The organism is Mesorhizobium sp. LNJC394B00 (assembly GCF_000502555.1).
Classification (GTDB): Bacteria; Pseudomonadota; Alphaproteobacteria; order Rhizobiales; family Rhizobiaceae; genus Mesorhizobium.
This window is the reverse complement of the sequence record NZ_AYWH01000004.1, coordinates 62,159-82,959: the sequence shown is the minus strand read 5'-3', so window position 1 is coordinate 82,959 and position 20,801 is coordinate 62,159. Positions and strand designations below refer to the sequence as shown.

The 20,801-nt window shown below is 62.7% G+C and carries 19 protein-coding genes; 4 read left to right on the top strand and 15 right to left on the bottom strand.

Going from position 1 to position 20,801, the window contains the following annotated elements:
• Positions 1–75: 75 nt before the first annotated feature.
• The gene (gene mazG, locus X751_RS147650) at positions 76–900 is read left to right on the top strand and encodes a nucleoside triphosphate pyrophosphohydrolase (protein WP_023688462.1); all 825 of its coding nucleotides are present in this window, start codon (positions 76–78) and stop codon (positions 898–900) included.
• A gap of 6 nt (positions 901–906) precedes the next feature.
• Here mazG and hflX read toward each other — a convergent pair whose 3' ends face one another.
• From hflX to X751_RS147665, 3 genes are all read right to left on the bottom strand, one after another.
• Positions 907–2,298 carry a GTPase HflX gene (hflX, locus tag X751_RS147655; RefSeq protein WP_023745037.1) on the bottom strand — a complete coding sequence of 464 codons (1,392 nt, stop codon included), beginning with the start codon at positions 2,296–2,298 and terminating at the stop codon, positions 907–909.
• Positions 2,299–2,544 (bottom strand): RNA chaperone Hfq, encoded by a 246-nt coding sequence (gene hfq, locus X751_RS147660; protein ID WP_006202172.1) that lies wholly within the window; start codon positions 2,542–2,544, stop codon positions 2,299–2,301.
• Positions 2,545–2,689: 145 nt separating this feature from the next.
• Positions 2,690–3,550 (bottom strand): D-amino-acid transaminase, encoded by an 861-nt coding sequence (locus X751_RS147665; RefSeq protein WP_023668930.1) that lies wholly within the window; start codon positions 3,548–3,550, stop codon positions 2,690–2,692.
• A 240-nt stretch (positions 3,551–3,790) separates the two neighbouring features.
• Here X751_RS147665 and X751_RS147670 point away from each other — a divergent pair, with 240 nt between their 5' ends.
• On the top strand, positions 3,791–5,644 hold the full coding sequence (locus X751_RS147670; RefSeq protein ID WP_023745036.1) for an ABC transporter ATP-binding protein: 1,854 nt from the start codon (positions 3,791–3,793) through the stop codon (positions 5,642–5,644).
• Here X751_RS147670 and X751_RS147675 read toward each other — a convergent pair.
• From X751_RS147675 to dusB, 5 genes are all read right to left on the bottom strand, one after another.
• The gene (locus X751_RS147675) at positions 5,641–7,002 is read right to left on the bottom strand and encodes a sigma-54 dependent transcriptional regulator (RefSeq protein ID WP_023668929.1); all 1,362 of its coding nucleotides are present in this window, start codon (positions 7,000–7,002) and stop codon (positions 5,641–5,643) included. The genes X751_RS147670 and X751_RS147675 overlap by 4 nt on opposite strands.
• Positions 6,992–9,280, bottom strand: coding sequence for a PAS domain-containing sensor histidine kinase (locus X751_RS147680; RefSeq protein ID WP_023706551.1), 2,289 nt, complete (start codon positions 9,278–9,280; stop codon positions 6,992–6,994). The genes X751_RS147675 and X751_RS147680 overlap by 11 nt, the downstream gene beginning before the upstream one ends.
• A gap of 144 nt (positions 9,281–9,424) precedes the next feature.
• Positions 9,425–10,882, bottom strand: a complete 1,458-nt coding sequence (ntrC, locus tag X751_RS147685) for a nitrogen regulation protein NR(I) (RefSeq protein WP_023745035.1) — start codon at positions 10,880–10,882, stop codon at positions 9,425–9,427.
• On the bottom strand, positions 10,879–12,024 hold the full coding sequence (locus X751_RS147690) for a nitrogen regulation protein NR(II) (protein WP_023688458.1): 1,146 nt from the start codon (positions 12,022–12,024) through the stop codon (positions 10,879–10,881). Before X751_RS147690 ends, ntrC begins: the two co-directional genes overlap by 4 nt.
• A complete protein-coding gene (dusB, locus tag X751_RS147695) occupies positions 12,021–13,049 on the bottom strand; it encodes a tRNA dihydrouridine synthase DusB (RefSeq protein ID WP_023682549.1) in 1,029 nt (342 codons plus the stop codon). The genes X751_RS147690 and dusB overlap by 4 nt, the downstream gene beginning before the upstream one ends.
• A gap of 139 nt (positions 13,050–13,188) precedes the next feature.
• On the opposite strand from dusB, the gene X751_RS147700 reads away from it, so the two are divergent.
• Both X751_RS147700 and X751_RS147705 read left to right on the top strand, forming a co-directional pair.
• Positions 13,189–14,412, top strand: a complete 1,224-nt coding sequence (locus X751_RS147700) for a bifunctional 2-C-methyl-D-erythritol 4-phosphate cytidylyltransferase/2-C-methyl-D-erythritol 2,4-cyclodiphosphate synthase (protein ID WP_023682550.1) — start codon at positions 13,189–13,191, stop codon at positions 14,410–14,412.
• Positions 14,409–14,918 (top strand): CinA family protein, encoded by a 510-nt coding sequence (locus X751_RS147705; RefSeq protein ID WP_023682551.1) that lies wholly within the window; start codon positions 14,409–14,411, stop codon positions 14,916–14,918. The genes X751_RS147700 and X751_RS147705 overlap by 4 nt, the downstream gene beginning before the upstream one ends.
• Here the strand turns inward: X751_RS147705 and X751_RS147710 are convergent.
• From X751_RS147710 to X751_RS147740, 7 genes are all read right to left on the bottom strand, one after another.
• Positions 14,894–15,355 (bottom strand): type II toxin-antitoxin system RatA family toxin, encoded by a 462-nt coding sequence (locus X751_RS147710; protein ID WP_023682552.1) that lies wholly within the window; start codon positions 15,353–15,355, stop codon positions 14,894–14,896. The genes X751_RS147705 and X751_RS147710 overlap by 25 nt on opposite strands.
• A gap of 11 nt (positions 15,356–15,366) precedes the next feature.
• Positions 15,367–16,332, bottom strand: a complete 966-nt coding sequence (gene lipA, locus X751_RS147715) for a lipoyl synthase (RefSeq protein WP_023745034.1) — start codon at positions 16,330–16,332, stop codon at positions 15,367–15,369.
• 127 nt (positions 16,333–16,459) lie between these two features.
• Entirely contained in the window at positions 16,460–16,717 is a 258-nt protein-coding gene (locus tag X751_RS147720) for a GlsB/YeaQ/YmgE family stress response membrane protein (RefSeq protein WP_023668920.1), read from the bottom strand.
• Between the two features lie 102 nt (positions 16,718–16,819).
• On the bottom strand, positions 16,820–18,268 hold the full coding sequence (lpdA, locus tag X751_RS147725; protein ID WP_023668919.1) for a dihydrolipoyl dehydrogenase: 1,449 nt from the start codon (positions 18,266–18,268) through the stop codon (positions 16,820–16,822).
• A 21-nt stretch (positions 18,269–18,289) separates the two neighbouring features.
• On the bottom strand, positions 18,290–18,931 hold the full coding sequence (locus X751_RS147730) for an SGNH/GDSL hydrolase family protein (protein WP_023682555.1): 642 nt from the start codon (positions 18,929–18,931) through the stop codon (positions 18,290–18,292).
• Complete coding sequence (locus X751_RS147735; RefSeq protein ID WP_023745033.1) at positions 18,928–19,347, bottom strand: hypothetical protein; 420 nt, start codon at positions 19,345–19,347, stop codon at positions 18,928–18,930. Before X751_RS147735 ends, X751_RS147730 begins: the two co-directional genes overlap by 4 nt.
• A 14-nt stretch (positions 19,348–19,361) precedes the next feature.
• Positions 19,362–20,783 carry a pyruvate dehydrogenase complex dihydrolipoamide acetyltransferase gene (locus X751_RS147740; protein ID WP_023668916.1) on the bottom strand — a complete coding sequence of 474 codons (1,422 nt, stop codon included), beginning with the start codon at positions 20,781–20,783 and terminating at the stop codon, positions 19,362–19,364.
• Between the last annotated feature and the right edge of the window lie 18 nt (positions 20,784–20,801).

The window sequence follows — 20,801 nt, the reverse complement described above, 5'->3', positions numbered from 1 at the left end:
CTGAGCTGTGGACAAGGTCAGGCCGCCAGCTGACAGCGTTGGCCGCACGACAGGCAGCGGGATAGCATTCGCCGCATGAAACCTTCGCGCGACATTTCCCGGCTGATCGAGATCATGGCGGCGCTCAGGGCGCCGAAGACCGGCTGTCCCTGGGACATCGAGCAGGATTTCTCGACCATCGCGCCCTATACGATCGAGGAAGCCTATGAGGTGGCGGACGCCATTGCGCGCGGCGATCTCGACGATCTGCGCGACGAACTCGGCGATCTCCTGCTGCAGGTCGTCTACCACGCGCAGATGGCTGAGGAAGCCGGCGATTTTGCCTTCGGTGATGTGGTCGAGGCCATCACCACCAAGATGATCCGGCGCCATCCGCATGTCTTCGGCGACGAGAAGGCGCGCAGCGCCGGCATGGCAAAGGGCATGTGGGAAAAGATCAAGGCTGAGGAAAAAGCCGAAAAGCGAAGTGCGCGCCTCGCCCGCGGCCTCGACCCCGAAGACCATGGCAAGGGTTTCCTGGACAGCGTGCCCGTCGCCCTGCCCGCTTTGACTCGTGCGCTGAAGCTGCAGGAAAAGGCAGCGCGTGTCGGTTTCGACTGGAGCGAGGCAGCACCCATCCTCGACAAGATCGAGGAAGAGATCGGCGAGCTGCGCGAGGCACTGGCTAAGGGCGAAACGGCTGAGATCAAGGACGAATTCGGCGACATGCTGTTTGCCGTCGTCAATCTGGGGCGTCACCTCAAGCTCGATTCGGAAGCGGCGCTTAGCGGCACCAACGAAAAGTTCCGCTCGCGCTTCCACTATGTCGAGCGCGCGATCGATGCATCGGGAAGCACGCTCGAAAAAGCCACGCTGGACGAGATGGAAGTGCTCTGGCAGCAGGCCAAGGGCGTGAAATAATCAGGCTTACTGCCTGTTTTTGCGGTGCAATCGGCTTTCGATCTCTTGCCGGGCGGTGTGCGTGGCCTTGAGTGCGATGGTCGCGCTGCCATCCTCATTGTCTACCCGCGAAACGACGTCGCCATTGCGGTATAGCCAGTCGACAAGGCCGAACTGCGCCGGTTCGATCGTCACCGTCAATTCCTCGAGTTCGCCCGACATCCTGGTCTCGATCAGCGCCTTCAGCGCATCGATGCCTTCGCCGGTGACCGCCGAGATGGCGATCGGCGGCGCCTTGTTGGCGTCAGTGCCGTCGGCGAGCAGGCGCTCCCGGTTGCCGTCGTCGAGAAGGTCGACCTTGTTCCACACCCCGATGACCCGGTTCGCATCGCCAGCGTCGACACCGAGATCGGCAAGGATGCGCTCGACGTCCTCGGCCTGGGCGGCCGTATCCGGATCTGAGATATCACGCAAGTGGATGACCAGATCGGCCTCGACGACCTCTTCCAGCGTGGCGCGGAAGGCGGCGACCAGATGCGTCGGCAGGTCCGAAATGAAGCCGACTGTGTCCGACAGGATGATCGGCGTGCCGTGCGGCAGGCGCACGCGGCGCAGCGTCGGGTCGAGCGTTGCAAACAGCATGTCTTCGGCCAGCACGTCGGCCCCGGTCAGCCGGTTGAACAGCGTCGACTTTCCGGCATTGGTGTAGCCGACAATCGCCACCACCGGGAACGGCACCTTCTTGCGCTTGGCCCGGTGCAGGTCGCGGGTGCGGCGCACCGTTTCCAGCTCATGCTTGAGCTTGATGATTTTTTCCTGCAGCTGCCGCCGGTCCGACTCGATCTGGGTTTCGCCGGGGCCGCCGAGGAAGCCGGCTCCGCCGCGCTGGCGTTCAAGGTGGGTCCAGCTCCGCACCAGGCGGCCCTTCTGGTAGTTGAGATGGGCAAGTTCGACCTGCAGCGTGCCCTCCTTGGTCCGCGCGCGCTCGCCAAAAATCTCCAGGATCAATCCGGTGCGGTCGAGCACCTTGGCATTCATTTCTTTTTCGAGATTGCGCTGCTGCACCGGCGTCAGCGGATGGTCGACGATGACCACCTCCGCGTGACCCTCTTTGACGATCTCGGCGAATTCCGCGACCTTGCCGCTGCCGAGCAAGGTTGCCGGGCGTGGATCGTTGACGGTGACCACCGCCGTGTGGATCAGATCCAGGTTGATGGCGCGGGCAAGGCCGACCGCTTCGTCGTGGCGCGCATCCGCCGAACGCGTCAGCCGTGGACGGTTCGTTTCGTCGTCGTTGCGCTGATGCCGGGTAAGCACCGGCACAATGACAACCGCCCGGGTCGGACCTGTGGCTTCCGTCCCGGAATTATGTGCTGGTTTCCCGCGGACGCCGCGGTCCGCGTCTTTTTCACGTGCCAATCAGGCGCCCTGGCTTTCCTCGCCATCGAACATCTGAACCGGCTGGCTCGGCATGATCGTGGAAATGGCATGCTTGTAGACGAGCTGGGAGTGGCCGTCACGGCGCAGCAGAACACAAAAATTGTCGAAGGAAGTGACCACGCCGGTCAGCTTGACGCCGTTGATGAGAAAGATGGTGAGTGGATTTTTGCTCTTGCGAACAGAATTCAGGAACAGGTCCTGAAGGTTTTGCGATCGTTCCGCCATTGTTCTTGTCTTTCGCCGATCCCCTTCGGTTTGCAGGCTAATGCGCCAAATTAGCGGGCACATGTCAAGCTTGCAAACACCCCCTTGCCGTCAGTAACGACAAGCAGAACGAGATATATTGATGTGCAGTCCGTCTGTGCGGTTATCAGGCTGGACTTTTTTCCGCAACGTCAAAAAAGGCTTGCCGCAATGAAAGTGTTATCGAACCGGGGTGCCCATTGGCGACCGCGGCACCGTCGATTGCCACGACCGGCATGGCGATTGTCGTTGCCGAACTGATGAAAGCTTCTCGCGCAGCCTTGGCTTCAGTGACTGAAAAACCGCGCTCCTCGATCGTCAACCCGAGCTTTGCCGCCACTTCGAACATGGTCGTGCGGGTGATGCCGCGCAGGATGCCATGCTCCGCCGGCCGGGTGACCAGAACGCCGTCCCTTGTAACGATCCAGGCGTTGGACGAGCCGCCCTCCTTGACGTTGCCATCGGTGTCGACGAACCAGGCCTCCTGGGCGCCGGCCTCCTTGGCCTTCTGCTTGGCCAGTACGTTGGGCAGCAGGCCGGTGCTCTTGATGTCGACCCGGTCCCAACGGTTTTCCGGCACGGTGATGACCTTGATGCCCGCCTCGGCTCGCTTGGCGGCCGCCGCCGGGTCGGCCTTTCTGGCCGTAATCACCAGCGATGACGGTGTATCGGCGGGGAAAACGAAGTCGCGGCTGGCAACACCGCGCGTAACCTGGACATAGACCAGGCCGTTGACGACGTGGTTGCGCCGGACGATTTCGCGCAGAAGAAGCGGCAGCACACCCTTGGTGACCGGCCAGTCGATCGACAATTCGCTAAGGGAGCGGCTCAGCCGGGCAAGATGGCGCGGCATGTCGACGATAAAGCCCTGCGCCACCTCGCAGACCTCGTAGACGCCGTCGGCGAATTGATAGCCGCGATCCTCGATATGCACGGCAGCGTCGGCATGGGCGACATAGCGCCCGTTCACATAGGCAATGCGCGGCATGGGTTACCCCTAAAGAGAATTCCTGTTTTTCTTATGTGATTCCGTTGCCGCCGTAACCGGCAAATGCTTGGCCCAGCGCGAGTGAGCCGAGGTCGCCTGTCAGAGCGTTGACGCTATTCTGGACGGAAACCGTTTCACACTTTTCCTGGAATTGCTCTAATTGAGGTTGCGGCCGGTAGGCGATCCTATCCCGGCAGTTGAGTCCTCGCCCTCGGTCCCAATCAGAGCTCAAGCGCACCAATGTCAATATCAGATGCGATCTACCGTCCCTTCGAAAATTTGATCCGGCCACTGGATATTCCTTACCAGCCGTTACCCTCCAAGGGGCCTGTAGCCGTCCTCCTGCACTTCATTTCGATGTTTCGCGGCGTGCTGATTGCGCTGGCACTTTCCTCAACGGCGAGGGAAGCCATCAATCTGACCATCGTCTGGGGGCTTTCGGTGATCGTCGACGGCGTCACGCAACAGGGCGCTTCAGCATTCCTGCGGAACGAATGGAAGCTTTTGACCTTCCTCGGCCTGCTGATCTTTCCGGCCATGCCGGTCGCCTCGTTCCTGCTCAACACTCTGACCTCACACACGCTCGGCGTCGGCATGCCGGCCGCCATTCAGTGGCAGGGCCACAAGGCGGTGGAGCGGCAGGATCTCGCCTTTTTCCATGATCTCTATGCCGGTCAGGTCGCCTCGCGCCTGCAGCAGGTGGCATCTGCCGTGCAGCAGCAGATCATTGCCGCGTTCCAGTCCATTCCACGCTTTCTACTGCAGTTGGTCGGCTCCGTCGTCCTGCTCAGCACACTGTCCTGGCAGCTTGCCTTGCCGGTCGTCGTCTGGATCGCGCTCAACGTGGCATTCACCGTTAGGATAGTTCCCACCTTTGCCGAACGCTCGCGCCGTACCGCCAAGCAGCGCAGCCTGGTGGCCGGCGCCATCACCGATCTCTACACCAACATGCAGATGATCAAGCAGTTCGCCGCAGAAGACAGTGAGGCAGGCGCTATCCGCCGCACCATCCAGAAGGCCGTGCAGACGCAACACAGCGAACAGCGCATCTACCGCACTTCGGAACTGACGGTCGTCGTCCTCAATACGGTGCTGTGGCTGACGATGCTTTCGATCGGATTTTCTGGTCTCGTCAAAGGGTTTCTCTCCGTCGGCCAGTTTGTCGGCGCCGTGTACATCCTCCAGCGGCTGTCGACACAGATCTTCACCTTTCTGCAGATGGGCCAACAGATCTTCCAGGCGATCGGCACGATCAAGGATGCCATGCCGGTCATGACAACCCCGCCCACCATCACCGACCGCCCGGATGCCGCTGATCTCAAGATTGAGACCGGCGAGATCCGTTTCGAAAATGTTCACTTCGCCTACAAGGCCGGCAAGCCTGTCATCGAAAATCTGTCGCTGACGGTCCGCCCCTGCGAGAAGGTCGGCCTCGTAGGCCTTTCGGGTGCGGGCAAGACCACGCTCGCAAACCTGCTCTTGCGCTTCTACGACATCAGGGAAGGCGCGATACTCATCGACGGGCAGGACATCCGCACCGTCAGCCAGGCAAGCCTTCGGCGCGCCATCGGTGTCATCGCCCAGGATGTCGCGCTGCTGCATCGCTCGGTCGGCGACAATATTCGCTATGGCCGGCCGGAGGCGGCAGAGCAGGACATCGAAGAGGTGGCGAAAATGGCAGCCGCCGATGCCTTCATCGCCGATCTCTCGGACTCCGAAGGCCGCAAGGGCTATGATGCTTTCGTCGGTGACCGCGGCATCAAGCTGTCCGGCGGCCAGCGCCAGCGTGTCGCTATCGCCCGCGTCCTGTTGAAGAACGCCCCGATCCTGGTGCTGGACGAGGCAACCTCCGCCCTCGACAGCGAGTCCGAAGCTGCTATCCAAGAGAAACTTAATCTCGTGATGGAGGCAAAGACGGTGATCGCCATCGCCCATCGCCTCTCAACAATTGGGATGATGGACCGGATAGTCGTGCTCGATCAGGGCCGTATCGTCGAAGAAGGCAAGCCGGACGAGCTGGTCAAGCAGGACGGCTTGTTCGCACGGCTGTGTAAACGCCAGACGGGGGGCTTTCTTCCTGAAGAGATCAGCTAGACCCCCAGCGACTTCAGTTTCCGGTGCAGCGCCGAGCGCTCCATGCCGATGAATTCCGCCGTCTTCGAGATGTTGCCGCCGAAACGGTTGATCTGGGCGATCAGATAGTCCTTCTCGAACTGTTCGCGCGCCTCGCGCAGCGGCAGCGCCATGATGTGCTGGTCGGACTGGTTCGGCGTGCGCGGCATGACATCGCCGATCTCCGACGGCAACAGGTCGGCGGTGATCGGCGCATCGATATCGTCGCCACGCGCCAGGATCATCAGCCGTTCGACATTGTTGCGCAGCTGGCGGACATTGCCCGGCCAGTTGTGCGCCTGCAGCACGGCAAGCGCATCGTCGCCGATGCGGCGCGGCTTGATACCGGCCTGGCGCGCGATCTGCTTCATGAAATTGTCGACGAGGTAGGGAATGTCCTCGCGTCGCTCGGCCAGTCCCGGCACCATGACCGGAACCACCGCCAGGCGGTGATAGAGGTCTTCGCGAAAACGGCCGTCGGCGATCATCGCCTCCAGGTTCTGCGAGGTCGAGGAGATGATGCGGACGTCGACCTTGACCCGCTTGGTGCCGCCGACCCGCTCGAACTGCTGTTCGACCAGCACGCGCAAAATCTTGTTCTGCGTCTCGCGCGGCATGTCGGCCACTTCGTCGATGTAGAGAATGCCGCGGTGCGCCTCTTCAAGCGCGCCGACCTTGCGCTCGGTGCCGTTCGATTCGGTGCCGAACAGCTCGATCTCCATGCGCTCGGGCGTGATGTTGGCCGCACTCAGCGTCACGAACGGCGCGCCCTTGCGCGTCGACAGCGTGTGGATGGCGCGCGCGGCGAGCTCCTTGCCCGAACCGGACGGACCGATGATCATGACGCGGCTGTTGGTCGGCGCAACGCGCTCGATGGTCTGGCGCAGCTGGCTCATCGCCGACGACATGCCGATCAAGTCGAAAGTTTCGCCGCTGCGCTGCTTGAGGTCGGAGACCTCGCGCCGTAATTTCGAGGTTTCGAGCGCCCGCTCGGCGATCAGGATCAGCCTGTCGGCCTTGAACGGCTTCTCGATGAAATCATAGGCGCCGCGGCGGATGGCCGACACCGCTGTCTCGATATTGCCGTGGCCGGAGATCATCACCACCGGCAGGCTCGGATGCATCGTCTTGATCTCGTCGAGCAGCGCCAGCCCGTCGAGGCGCGAGCCCTGCAACCAGATGTCGAGGAAAATCAGCCGCGGCGCCCGGTCGGCGATTGCCGCGAGCGCGCTGTCGGCATCGAATGCCGTGCGGGTTTCATGCCCTTCGTCGCTCAATATGCCCGCGACGAGTTCACGGATGTCTTCCTCGTCATCGACGATGAGAATATCAGACGCCATTACCGACCTTTTCAGTTTCTCGTTCGTGTTCCGTTTCGCCTTGACCGCGTGGCGGCGCGGTTGCGGCAGCTGGCGGCAGGATGATCGAGATCATCGCGCCGCGTCCACCGTGGAAATCCGCGGGCGCATCGTGCAATTCGAGCCGCCCGCCATGGTCCTCCACGATCTTCTTGACGATGGCGAGACCGAGCCCGGTGCCCTTCTCGCGCGTCGTCATGTAGGGCTCGAGCAGCCTTTGGCGGTTCTCGCGCGGCAAGCCTTTGCCATTGTCGATGACGTCGATTCTGATCGCGCCATTCTGCCGGGCAGCTTGAATCCGGATTATGCCGTGCGAACCGTCCTTTTGTTCCAGCCCGTCAATCGCCTCGGCCGCGTTCTTGATGACGTTGCCGAAAGCCTGCGCCATCAATCGGCTATCGAACGTGCCCTTGAGCGGCTCGTTGCCGAACACGCGTTCGAAAGCAATGTCGGCGCGGCTGACTTCGACCAGGAACGACGCCTCGCGCAGCGATTCACGCAGATCGATGGCTTTCATCTCGGGCTTGGGCATGCGGGCGAAAGCCGAGAACTCGTCGACCATGCGGCCGATATCCTCGACCTGCCGGATGATCGTGTCGGTGCACTGGTCGAAAATCTCGCGGTCCTCGGTGATGACCTTGCCGAAGCGTCGCTTGATGCGCTCGGCCGAGAGCTGGATCGGCGTCAGCGGGTTCTTGATTTCATGTGCGATACGCCGCGCCACATCCGCCCAGGCCGACGAGCGCTGTGCCTGGACCAGATCGGTGATGTCGTCGACAGTCACGACGTAGGATTTCTCCTCCTCGCCGTCGTCGCCGGCCTCGATGGTGATCTGCACGTTGAAGGTACGCTCGGCGCCGGTGCGATAGAAGGTGACCTGCTCGCGATAGACCGGCTTGCCGGATTTGCGGCCGATCTCGAAGACACGGCCGACATGCGGTAGCACGGCGGACAGGTTCTGCCCCAGCGCCGCCGTGGCCGATATGGCCAGCATCGTTTCGGCCGATTTGTTGACGATGGAGACGATGCCGTAGGGATCGACGCCGATGACGCCGGCGGTGACGCCGGCCAGCACCGCTTCCGAGAAACGACGCCGTTCGTCGATCAAATCCTTGGCCGACAGGATCTCGTTGCGCTGCGATTTAAGCTCCAGCAGCATCTTGTTGAACGTATCGCCAAGCGAGGCGACATCGCCGTCGGAAGGCCGTACCGGCACGGCGACATCGAGATTGCCGGTCGCAACCTCGTCAGCCGCGCCGATGAGCTGACGGATGGGCCGCACCAGACGGTCGGCCACCGCTATGCCGGTCCAGATGGCCGACAGGATGATGATCAGCGTCAGCGACAGATAGGGCAGCGCGAACGCCACCTGCGACGTCCGCCTGTTGTCTTCCAGGCCGCGATATTCGGCGGTGTTGGACTGGACGATCGCCCTCGCCTTGATCACTTCGGGGTCGACCAGGCGATTGGTGTAGAGGTAGAGGCCTTCGATCTCCCGCAGCTTGATGATGGCGCCCATGATGTTGCGCGTCTTCGGCTCGATCAGCACCGGCTTGCCGTCGGCCGCACTTGCCACCGCGCCCTCAGGCGGTGCCGGCATGGCGAAGTCCGCATCGGTCTGGGCACTCACGACAAAGGAGCCGTCTTCCCTGACCAGCGCCGCATGCACCAGGCTTCTGCCGACGGCTTCCTTGTTCATCAGGTCGAGAAAGCCGGTTCGATCGAGGCCGTAAAGCGTGCGCGACGCATCGAGATCGTAGGCCATCGACAGCGTCGTGCCCTGAAGATTGCGAGCGTTTTCCTGCACATAGGCGTCGGCGATCGACAGCGACGAGTTGACGATCGCCTTGGTGCGGATCTCGAACCAGCGGTCGAGGCCGATATCGAGCGTGATCGAGGCGATGATGGCCACCATGATGGCTGGGATGGCCGCGACCAGCGCAAACATCGTCACGATGCGCACATGCAGCCGCGACGCCGCCTTGCCGTGCCGGCGCGCCATGGTGATGCGATGCACCTCGCGGCCGACGAGGGCAATCAGCGCCAGCACAAATAAGGCATTGGCCGCAATCAGCGTCAGCGTTGTGTTTGCGTCTGGCGTGATCGGCGTGGCGCCGACAAGAATCGCAAACGAGATTGCCGCCGTAACCAGCGCGCCGGCAATTGCCACAACGCCAGGCAACGCAAGCAGCCGCCGTCCATCCCTCTGGCCGGATCTGCTGAAAAGCGGTTCGTTTGATGTCAGAGCTTGCGAAGCCATGTCGCCGTCTAAGAGCCAGTGATTGCGTTGGATGTATGCAACGCATTGTGGCGATTATGCAACAAGTGTGGCCGTGACGGAAATCTTTCGGCCGCCGATCCCCTGAAAAGGGGATGACCTCGCGTCACTTCGGGCAGCAGGCGCTCATGGTCTCGACGATTTGTAGACGTTGACGCCCAGCTCGCGAATCTTCTTGCGCAACGTGTTGCGATTCAAGCCGAGCAATTCGGCCGCCTTGATCTGGTTGCCGCGCGTTGCCGTCATGGAAGCGAGCACCAGCGGATATTCGACCTCCGACAAGATGCGTTGATAGAGACCTGCCGGCGGCAAATCACCGGCGAAAGAGGCGAAATAGCGCTGCAGGAAGTGCTCCACCGCCTGGCCGATGGACAGATCGTCCGGGATCAAATTGCCGCCGCCGGGAACGACCGGCCTTTCGCCTGTCTTCAGTTCGGCTTCGATGATTTCGGCTGATATTTCGTCCTGCGAATAGAGCGCCGCAAGCCGGCGCACCAGGTTTTCCAGCTCGCGCACGTTTCCCGGCCACGGATAGCGCTTCATCAATTCGATGCCGCCGGTCGAAATGCGCTTGGTCTGCAAGCCTTCGCTGGCGCCGATCTTGAAGAAATGCCGCACCAGATCGGGAATGTCTTCCGACCTCTCACGCAAACCCGGCAGCCGAAGCGGCACGACGTTCAGGCGATAGAACAGATCCTCGCGGAAAAGCCCCTGGTTGATCAGCGTGCGCAGATCCTTGTTGGTGGCGGCGACGATGCGCACATCGGTCTTGATCGGCGTGCGCCCGCCGACCGTGGTGTATTCGCCCTGCTGCAGCACGCGCAGCAGCCGCGTCTGCGCCTCCATCGGCATGTCGCCGATCTCGTCGAGGAACAGCGTGCCGCCCTCGGCCTGCTCGAAGCGGCCTGTCGAGCGGTTCTGTGCGCCGGTGAAGGCACCCTTCTCATGACCGAACAGTTCCGATTCGATGAGGTCGCGCGGGATTGCCGCCATGTTGATGGCGACGAACGGACCGCCTCGGCGGCGGCCATATTCGTGCAGCGCGCGCGCCACCAATTCCTTGCCGGTGCCGGACTCGCCCGAGATCATCACCGTCAGATCGGTCTGCATCATGCGCGCCAGCATGCGGTAGATGTCCTGCATGGCGGCCGAGCGGCCGACCAGCGGCATGGCGTCAGGCTGTTCTTCCCGTCGCGTATCGATCTTCGGTCGGCGCGGCTCTGACAGCGCACGATTGACGATGTTGAGCAGCTCGGTCAGGTCGAACGGCTTCGGCAGATATTCATAAGCACCTGTTTCGGAAGCACGAATCGCCGTCATGAAAGTGTTTTGCGCGCTCATCACGATGACCGGCAGCTCCGGCCGGGCCTTCTTGATGCGGGGCAGCATGTCGAAGGCGTTCTCGTCCGGCATGACAACGTCGGTGATCACCAGATCGCCCTCGCCCGCCACCACCCAGCGCCACAGCGTCGAGGCGTTGGAGGTCACGCGCACCTCATGGCCGACGCGCGACAGCGCCTGATTGAGCACGGTGCGGATGGCCGCATCGTCGTCGGCGACGAGAATATTGCCGCGAACCGTCATTTGCGGTCTCCTTCGCCTTCATCATCGGCAGTGTCGATGGGTGTTTCTTTCCAGGCCGGCATCAGGATTCGGAAGGTGGTGCCGCGCGGCGTCGAATCGCATTCGATGATGCCGCCATGCTCGCCGACGATTTTCGCCACCAGCGCCAGGCCGAGCCCCGAGCCGTTCGGCTTGGTGGTGATGAACGGATCGAACAGGATCGGCAGAATGTCTTCCGAAACGCCGGACCCATTGTCGCGCACGCAGAATTCAAGCGGTAGCGACACGCGGTCCTGGGTTCCGGGAACGGAAACGCGGATGCCCGGCCTGAACGCGGTCGACAGCACGATCTCGCCCTGCGGGTCGCCGCCGATCGCCTCGGCAGCGTTCTTGACCAGGTTGAGAAACACCTGGATCAGTTGGTCGCGGTTGGCGAAAACCGGAGGCAATGATGGATCATAGTCCTCCAATATCCTGATTCTCTTGGCAAAACCGTTCTTCGCGATTGCCTTCACATGATCCAGCACGACATGGATGTTGACAGGATAGCGGTCAATCGGCCGCTCGTCGGAAAACACTTCCATGCGGTCGACGAGGGAGACTATGCGATCAGTCTCGTCGGTGATGAGGCGGGTCAGCGCGCGATCCTCGTCGGACGCCGAGAGTTCGAGCAGCTGTGCGGCGCCACGTATGCCGGACAGCGGGTTCTTGATCTCATGTGCCAGCATGGCGGCAAGGCCGGTGACCGAACGCGCGGCACCCCTGTGTGTCATCTGCCGGTCGATCTTGTCGGCCATCGAGCGTTCCTGGAACATCACCACGATCGAGCCTGGGAATTCCGGCACCGGCGCGACATAGAGATCGACGACCTTCTCGATGCCGAGACGCGGCGACGACACGTCGACACGGTATTCGTTGACCGGCGCACGGCGCTCGCGCACCTGGTCGACCAGTTGCAACAGCGGGCTGCCGAACGGGATCAGCTTGGACAGTGTGTTGCGTGCCAGCATGTTGGCGCTGGAGCGGAAGAAGTCTTCCGCGTCGGCATTGGCGTAGGTGATGAACCCATCGGGATCGACCATGATCACCGGACGGCGGATGGTGTTGAGCACGATATGGGCAGCATTTGCCATCTCGGTGCCCGGTGCAGCAGGCGCGTTCATGCAGCGCTCCGCATGGATGCGGCCTCGCCCCCGCCGGAAAACACCTCACGCAGCACGGCCATGACGCGGGCGGGCTCGAACGAGGTGAGGATGGCTTTGCGCCCTTCATTGGTGACGCCCACAGCGTGGCGATCGAGATACCAGCCGAGATGCTTGCGCGCCTGGCGCAAGCCACTTTCGACGCCGTAAAGCGTCAGCATGTCTTCGTAGTGGGAAACGATGTAGTCCGCCATGGCTTGCGGGCTTTCCGGCACGCCGGAGGGCGCGTTGCCCGCAGCCGTTGCCGCGATGTGGCCCGCCGTCCATGGCGCGCCATAATGCGCGCGGCCGATCATCACCGCGTCGGCGCCCGACTGTTCAAGGATTTCGGCGGCCTCCGCGGGCGAGCCCACATCGCCATTGGCGACGACCGGGATCGAGACGACGTCCTTGATGCGGGCGATGGCGCCCCAATCGGCCTTGCCTTGATAAAACTGGCAGCGCGTGCGCCCATGCACGGTCACCATTTTAACACCGGCCTCTTCGGCGCGGCGCGCCAAGACGGGTGCATTGAGCGCATTGTCGTCCCAGCCGAGCCGCATCTTGACCGTGACCGGCACCTGGACCGCGCCGATCACCGCTTCGATCAGCGACAGCGCGTGGTCGAGATCGCGCATCAGCGCCGAGCCGGCATAGCCGCCGGTCACCTTCTTGGCCGGGCAGCCCATATTGATGTCGATGATGTCGGCGCCCTCGCCGGCAGCGATGCGCGCGCCCTCGGCCATGTGCTCGGCCTCGCGGCCGGCAAGCTGGACCATATGGACGGGCAGCCCGGAATGACGGATGCGCAGGTCGCAGCCGGCCCTGCCCTTGGCAAGCTCGCCGCTCGCCACCATTTCCGACACGACCAGGCCCGCGCCATGCGCGTAGGTGCGCTGCCGGAACGGCTCGTCCGTTATTCCCGACATGGGCGCGAGGAAGACGCGGTTGCGGATCGTCACGCCGCCAATGTCGAGCGGCGAAGCCAATTTTGTCACTTCAGGCATGCACAAAAACCAAGCATATCGGATTGCTGCACATTCTCTAGCCATAAGAAAGGCATTGTGCAACGCGCAATGACGTCACATTGCGGCGCATTTGGGAAAATGCTGGCCTTCGCCATAAGCCGCGACTAAGCCTCTCGGCATGACAGACGCAAGCGAAAAACCGGCCGAGGCGACGACCGACAAGGTCGGCGTGGTCATCGTTGCAGCCGGCCGCGGCGCGCGTGCCGGACAGGCCGACGGGCCGAAGCAATATCAGCGCATCGGCGGCCGTGCCGTTATCGCGCGCACGCTGGAGACTTTCCTGGCGCATCCCGAAATTGGTCCCGTCGTCGTCGCGATCCATGCCGATGACCACGCGCTTTTCGACAAGGCAGCCGGCGTATATGCCGAGCGGGTTACCGCCGTGGTCGGTGGCGAGTCGCGCCAGGCCTCGGTCCGGCTCGGCCTGCTGGCGCTGAGGGAACGTACGCCCGGCCGTGTCCTTGTCCATGACGCGGTGCGGCCGTTTGTCGACACGGCCCTGATCGACCGTATCATCGCCGCCATTGGCGAGCGCCAGGGCGCGCTGCCCGCTTTGCCCGTCGCCGATACGCTGAAGCGCGAGTCGGCCACCGGCATGATCGAGGAGACGGTGCCAAGGGCCGGCCTTCATGCCGCGCAGACGCCGCAAGGCTTTCCGTTCTGGCCGTTGCTCGCCGCGCACGAAAAAGCCCATCATCTCGGCAAGACGGATTTCACCGACGATGCCGCGATCGCCGAATGGGCGCATATTCCGGTGAAAATCGTTCAGGGGTCGCCGGACAATGTCAAACTGACCTGGGCAAGGGATATTGCGATGGCGGATCAGCGGCTTACTGGCGAGCGTTTTCCAGACATTCGCACCGGCAATGGCTATGACGTGCACGCCTTCGAGGCAGGCGACCATGTCACTCTGTGCGGCGTCGCCATTCCGCACGGCAAGAAGCTTTCGGGACATTCGGATGCCGATGTCGGCCTGCACGCGCTGACCGATGCGCTGCTCGCCACTTGCGGCGCCGGCGACATCGGCACGCATTTCCCGCCTTCCGATCCGCAATGGAAGGGCGCGGCGTCGAAGATCTTCGTCGAGCATGCGGCCAGGTTGGTGCGCGAACGCGGCGGCCGCATCGCCAATGCCGACATCACGCTGATCTGCGAGGCTCCGCGCGTCGGCCCGCATCGCGAGGCCATGACCAACGCGTTGTCGGCGATGCTGGGCATTTCCAGCGATCGCATCTCCATCAAGGCGACGACGAACGAGAAACTCGGCTTTGTCGGCCGCGAGGAAGGCATCGCCGCCATCGCCACAGCCAGTGTCGTCTTCCCCGGGGAGGTTCCCGCATGAACAACAGCGATCTTGCCAACGCCCTGCTCCAGGTCTGCCAGCAGCGCGGCATCATGCTGGCGACGGCCGAGAGCTGCACCGGCGGCATGATCATCTCGGCACTGACCGACATTGCCGGCTCGTCCGCTGTCGTCGATCGCGGCCTCATCACCTATTCCGATGAAGCAAAGATGGAGATGCTCGGCGTCTCGCCCGCCACACTCGAGGCGCATGGCGCCGTCTCGCGCGAAACGGTTCTGGAGATGGCGGCGGGCGCTCTGGCGCGCTCGCGCGCCGGGCTGGCGCTTGCCGTCACCGGCATTGCCGGCCCAGGCGGCGGTTCGCCGGAAAAACCGGTCGGCCTCGTCTGGTTCGGAGTTGCCCTAAGACGTGGGCCGGTGGCTGCCGAGCTCAATATGTTTGCCGACAATGGCCGCGACTTCATCCGCCGCGAGACGGTCAAGCATGCGCTGGAGATCGGGCTGCGCGCGCTCGGCGACACTCATGAGATGGGCGTCGTTCCGTAGATGACGTCCGCACGTTTTTCGAAGGCTTCGGAAAACATGCGGAAGGCGCGATCGAACATGGTGCCCATCACCACGCCGAGGATGCGGCTCTTGAACTCGTAGTCGATGAAGAAGCGGACGTTGCAGCCGCCGCCGTCGGCCGGCTCGAAGCGCCAGATATTGCTGAGATATTTGAACGGTCCATCGATGTATTTGACATCGATTGTGTTCTCGTCCGGCTTCAAAAGCACCTGCGTCGTAAAGGTCTCGCGGATCGCCTTGTAGCCGATGCTCATATCGGCGAGGAGAATGGTGCGGCCGTCACGCTCCTTGCGCGAGCGCACCGTCAGCGCCTCGCAAAGCGGCAGAAATTGCGGATAGGTCTCGATATCGGCGACCAGAGCAAACATCTGCTCCGGCGTGTGGGCAACGCGGCGTGTGGCTTCGAATTTCGGCATTGAAGCAGGATTTAACTGGCTTTTTTGAGCTGCGCCTCACGCGCGGCCCGCAGCCTGGCGAAATCGTCGCCGGCGTGGTGCGAGGAGCGCGTCAGCGGGTTCGACGCCACCAGCAGGAAACCCTTGGTCTTGCCGATCGTCGCGAAGGAGCTGAATTCCTCCGGCGTGACGAAGCGGATCACCGGGTGGTGCTTCTTCGACGGCTGCAGATACTGGCCAATGGTCATGAAGTCGACATTGGCCGAGCGCAGGTCATCCATCAGCTGCAGGATCTCGTTGCGCTCTTCGCCGAGGCCGACCATGATGCCGGACTTGGTGAAGATCGACGGATCGAGCTCCTTGACCCGCTGCAACAGCCGGATCGAGTGGAAATAGCGAGCACCCGGCCGCACCGTCAGGTAGTTCGACGGCACGGTTTCGAGATTGTGGTTGAAGACATCGGGCTTGGCCGCCACGACGATCTCCAGCGCGCCCTCCTTGCGCAGGAAATCGGGCGTCAGGATTTCGATCGTGGTCAAGGGCGTCGCTGCTCGGATCGCCCGGATAACCTCGGCGAAATGCTGCGCGCCGCCATCGGCGAGATCGTCGCGGTCGACCGAGGTGATGACGACATGGGTCAGCCCCATCTGCTTGACGGCATGCGCGACACGCGCCGGCTCATCGGCATCGAGCGCGGTCGGAATGCCGGTGGCGACATTGCAGAAGGCGCAGGCGCGCGTGCAGATCTCGCCCATGATCATGAAGGTGGCGTGCTTCTTTTCCCAGCACTCGCCGATATTGGGGCAGCCGGCCTCTTCGCACACCGTGACCAGCTTGTGCGACTTCACGATCTCGCGGGTTTCGGCATAGCCCTTGGACATCGGCGCCTTGACGCGGATCCAGTCGGGTTTGCGCAGCACGTCCTGGTCGGGCTTGTGCGCCTTTTCGGGATGCCGCAGGCGCGGCGCGTTGGCGATCGTGTCGAGGACGGTGACCATCTCAAACCTGACTTGTTGGCGTCTGCCCGTCGGCATTCGCCCTCCTGACGTCATCTAGGACTTTTCGGTGCAAAGAAAAAGGCCGCGGCGGCGCATGCCGCCACAGCCTTTTTCGCATAGCGGTAGTCTAGCGGCGTATCAGCCGCCCGGCAAAGATCAGCAGGCAGGCTCCGATGAAGCCGGTGATCAGGTAGGCGAGCCAGCCGACACCGAAGGGTTCGATGTTGAGCGCCCTGAGAATTGCGTTCAGCACCACCGCGCCGACAATGCCCATAATGATGTTCATCAAGACGCCGGTATTGCTCTTCATGACCATCTCGGCCAGCCACCCGGCCAAACCGCCGATGATGATGGCCGCAATCCAGCCCACGCCATTCACGTCCATATGCCAACTCCTCCAGTGTCAGGTGAAAATGCATCCGGAAACGAACTGTCTTGCCGTAAGGTTCCTCCGGCGCATGCGTCTGAGTCTCGCGGCAGCAATTTATCACGCGTTGAGCGCACGGCCATAGGCATCGAGCACGCTTTCCTTCATCATCTCCGACAGCGTCGGATGCGGGAAGATGGTGTGCATCAGTTCTTCCTCGGTGGTCTCCAGGTTCATCGCCACGACAAAGCCCTGGATCAGCTCCGTCACCTCGGCGCCAACCATATGCGCGCCGAGCAGCTGGCCGGTCTTCTTGTCGAAGATGGTCTTGATGAAGCCCTGGTCCTCGCCAAGCGCGATCGCCTTGCCGTTGGCGCCGAACTGGAAACGGCCGACGCGGATGTCCTTGCCTTCGGCCTTCGCCTTGGCTTCGGTGAGCCCGACCGAGGCGACCTGCGGGTTGCAATAGGTGCAGCCCGGGATCTTCAGCTTGTCTGTCGCATGCACGCCGGGGAAATTGGCGATCTTCTCGATGCAGACCACGCCTTCATGCTCGGCCTTGTGGGCGAGCATCGGCGGTCCGGCGACATCGCCGATAGCGTAGATGCCGGGAACGTTGGTCTTGCCATAGCCGTCAATGACGACGCAGCCGCGATCGGTCTTCACGCCGAGCGTCTCGAGGCCGAGATTATCGATGTTGCCCTGCACGCCGACGGCCGAGATCATGCGGTCGGCGGTGATCTTCTCGACCTTGCCGTCCTTCATCTCGACATGGGCGGTGATCGAGTTGGCACCCTTCTCGACCTTGGTCACCTTGGCCTCGAGGATGATTTTCATACCCTGCTTCTCGAACTGCTTCTGCGCGAATTTCGAGACCTCGGCATCCTCGACCGGCATCACCGCCGGCAACAGCTCGACCACCGTCACCTCGGCGCCCATGGTGCGGTAGAAGGAGGCGAACTCGATGCCGATGGCGCCCGAACCCATGACCAGCAGCGACTTCGGCATCTCCTTCGGCACCATCGCCTCGAAATAGGTCCAGATCAGCTTGCCGTCCGGCTCGATGCCGGGCAGCGCGCGCGGCCGGGCGCCGGTGGCGAGAATGATGTGCTTGGCGGTGTAGGTCCCCTCGCCCTTGACGCCCTTGGGCACCGGCGGCTGCGGCTCCATCGGTTTCTTGGCCGTCTTGGAAACGACGATCTCACCGGGCTTGGAGAGCTTCGCCTCGCCCCAGATGACGTCGACCTTGTTCTTCTTCATCAGGAAGGCGACGCCGCCATTGAGCCTCAACGACACTTTGCGCGAGCGGTCGACGACAGCGGCCGTGTCGGCGCTGACCTTGCCGCCTTCGAGCTTCAGGCCGTAGTCCTTCAGATGATCGGAATAGTGCATGATCTCGGCCGAGCGCAGCAGCGCCTTGGTCGGGATGCAGCCCCAGTTGAGGCAGATTCCGCCGAGATGCTCGCGCTCGACGATCGCCGTCTTGAAGCCGAGCTGGGCGGAGCGCACCGCCGTGACATAGCCGCCGGGGCCTGAGCCGATGATTATGACGTCGTAGGATTCAGCCACGGGGTTTCTCCCTGATTTTCTCTAGAGTTCCAGCATCACACGCACCAATGGCGCCAATGCGTCACCTATATTGCGCGTGTTTTCGGCATCGAGATGGACCCCGTCGATCGGTGTGGTCTCGGCCACCGTGCCGGCATCGAAAAAGCCGCAGCCGGCCTCGTCGGCGAGCGCGGAATATTGCGGCGCCAGCCGCTTCGAGGCCTCGTCGCCGCCGGCAAACATTTCCTTGAATTCGGCATTGTCGGTGCGGCTGACCGCTGGTGGCGCGACGATCAGGATTTGCGGCGCGGCCCAGTCGAACGGATAATCGTGGCCGCGCACGATGTCGATCAGCCGCTGCACGCCCTGCTTGGCCGCGACCGGATTGCCGTGGATCCAGGGCTTCATGTCGTTGGCGCCGAGCATGATGATGATCAGGTCGAGCGGCGCATGGCTGGTCAGGATCGTCGGCAGCACCTTGGCGCCATTGCGGTCGGCACCAGCCAGGTGATCGTCGAAAGCCGTGGTGCGGCCGTTCAGACCTTCGGCAATGACTTCGATATCATCGTCGCCCAACGCCGCCTTGAGCACGCTCGGCCAGCGATCTTCCAGCGCATGACGCCCGAGGCTCGCCGCGTCATAGCCCCAGGTCAGGGAATCGCCGTAGCAGAGGATCGTCTTCATGCACCCGCACCCGCCTCCGCCTTAAGCCCGCGCCGCACGCGCCATCCCACGAACAGCCACTGCACGATGACCGTGGCGATGCTTGGCAAAATCAGACCGGCGACAACGGGGAGATCGCCCGACCACTGGGCTTTGCCCGGCGGCTGAGAGAAGGTCCAGGCAATCAGCCCGATCCCGGCCAGCACGAACAACGAAACCCCAACAAGCCCCGTCAGGTTTATCGCCCTTTGCGGGTTTGGCACGAACTGCGCGATGAAAAACGCCACCGTCGCAACGATGGTGACCAGCGCCGAAACCATGAAGACCAGGATGTATTCGGAATTCGCATTGGTGACGATTGCCAGCCACAGCGCCACCAGCCCGCCGGCCAGGCCGGAAAGGATCAGGGCGAAAAGGCTGGTGACGAATTTCCGCACAGCCTTTTTCCTTCCTAGACCAGCATGCCCATCGGATTTTCGATCATGCGCTTGAAGGCGACCAGAAGTTCGGCGCCGAGCGCACCGTCGACGGCGCGGTGATCGGTCGACAGCGTCACCGACATGATATTGGCGATTTTGATCTCGCCATTCTTGACCACCGGCCGCTGCTCGCCCGCACCCACCGCCAGGATCGTCGCATGCGGCGGGTTGATGACGGCGGCAAAGTCCTTGATGCCGAACATGCCGAGATTGGAGACAGCCGTCGTGCCGCCTTGATATTCCTCAGGCTTCAGCTTGCGGCTGCGGGCACGGCTCGCCAGATCCTTCATCTCGTTGGAGATAGTGGACAGCGTCTTTTCGTCGGCGTGGCGGATGATCGGCGTGATCAGGCCGCCGGGGATCGACACGGCAACGCCGACATCGGCGTGCTTGTGCTTGACCATGGCGCTTTCGGTCCACGATGCATTGGCATCCGGCACCGCCATCAGCGCCATCGCCATCGCCTTGATCACCATGTCGTTGACCGAGAGTTTGTAGACGGGAGCCTCGCCCTTGTCGGTCTTCTTCGTCGGAGCAGCCGCATTGATCTGTGTGCGCAGCGCCAGCAGCGCATCGAGCTCGCAGTCGAGCGTCAGGTAGAAATGCGGGATGGTTGTCTTGGCCTCGACCAGGCGGCGCGCAATGGTCTTGCGCATATTGTCGTGCGGGACGAGCTCATAGGACCCTTCGGCAAACAGCTTCAGCACCTGTTCGTCCGACATCGCCTTGGGTGCCGCAGCCGGAGCCGCAGGTGCCGGAGCGCCGGCAGGTGCGGCTTTCGCGGCCGGTGCAGCCTTGGCGCCACCGCCGGCAATCGCCGCCTCGACATCGGCCTTGACGACACGGCCATGCGGGCCGGTGCCGGTTACGGCGGACACGTCGACTCCGGCATCCTTGGCGATGCGACGAGCCAGCGGCGAAGCGAAGGTGCGCTCGCCTGACGATTGGCTGATCTCCCCCCTTGTGGGGGAGATGGCCGGCAGGCCAGAGGGGGGCGCGACAGACTGAGAGGTCGGCGGGGCAGCGCCCCCCTCTGTCGACTTCGTCGACATCTCCCCCACGGGTGGGGAGATTGACGCCTTATCCTGCTTGGCATCGGCTTTCGCGGGCGCGGCATCGCCACCACCCTTTGCCGCCGCCCCTGCATCCTCGCCTTCGCCGGCGAGAATGGCGATCAGCGCATTGACCTTGACGCCTTCGGTGCCGGCCGGAACGACCAGCTTGGCGACCGTGCCCTCATCGACGGCCTCGACTTCCATCGTCGCCTTGTCGGTCTCGATCTCGGCGATCACGTCGCCCGGCGAAACCTTGTCGCCTTCCTTGACCAGCCACTTGGAAAGATTGCCCTCTTCCATCGTGGGCGACAGCGCCGGCATGGTGATGTTGATTGGCATGATGTCCTCCCGACCGGC

Bases quoted from the DNA above. Each gene is read 5' to 3' on its own strand.
- mazG (WP_023688462.1), top strand. From the start codon at position 76: ATGAAACCTTCGCGCGACATTTCCCGGCTGATCGAGATCATGGCGGCG.
- hfq (WP_006202172.1), bottom strand. From the start codon at position 2,544: ATGGCGGAACGATCGCAAAACCTTCAGGACCTGTTCCTGAATTCTGTT.
- X751_RS147665 (WP_023668930.1), bottom strand. From the start codon at position 3,550: ATGCCGCGCATTGCCTATGTGAACGGGCGCTATGTCGCCCATGCCGAC.
- X751_RS147670 (WP_023745036.1), top strand. From the start codon at position 3,791: ATGTCAATATCAGATGCGATCTACCGTCCCTTCGAAAATTTGATCCGG.
- X751_RS147675 (WP_023668929.1), bottom strand. From the start codon at position 7,002: ATGGCGTCTGATATTCTCATCGTCGATGACGAGGAAGACATCCGTGAA.
- X751_RS147680 (WP_023706551.1), bottom strand. From the start codon at position 9,280: ATGGCTTCGCAAGCTCTGACATCAAACGAACCGCTTTTCAGCAGATCC.
- ntrC (WP_023745035.1), bottom strand. From the start codon at position 10,882: ATGACGGTTCGCGGCAATATTCTCGTCGCCGACGACGATGCGGCCATC.
- X751_RS147690 (WP_023688458.1), bottom strand. From the start codon at position 12,024: ATGAACGCGCCTGCTGCACCGGGCACCGAGATGGCAAATGCTGCCCAT.
- dusB (WP_023682549.1), bottom strand. From the start codon at position 13,049: ATGCCTGAAGTGACAAAATTGGCTTCGCCGCTCGACATTGGCGGCGTG.
- X751_RS147700 (WP_023682550.1), top strand. From the start codon at position 13,189: ATGACAGACGCAAGCGAAAAACCGGCCGAGGCGACGACCGACAAGGTC.
- X751_RS147705 (WP_023682551.1), top strand. From the start codon at position 14,409: ATGAACAACAGCGATCTTGCCAACGCCCTGCTCCAGGTCTGCCAGCAG.
- X751_RS147710 (WP_023682552.1), bottom strand. From the start codon at position 15,355: ATGCCGAAATTCGAAGCCACACGCCGCGTTGCCCACACGCCGGAGCAG.
- lipA (WP_023745034.1), bottom strand. From the start codon at position 16,332: ATGGTCACCGTCCTCGACACGATCGCCAACGCGCCGCGCCTGCGGCAT.
- X751_RS147720 (WP_023668920.1), bottom strand. From the start codon at position 16,717: ATGGACGTGAATGGCGTGGGCTGGATTGCGGCCATCATCATCGGCGGT.
- X751_RS147730 (WP_023682555.1), bottom strand. From the start codon at position 18,931: ATGAAGACGATCCTCTGCTACGGCGATTCCCTGACCTGGGGCTATGAC.
- X751_RS147740 (WP_023668916.1), bottom strand. From the start codon at position 20,783: ATGCCAATCAACATCACCATGCCGGCGCTGTCGCCCACGATGGAAGAG.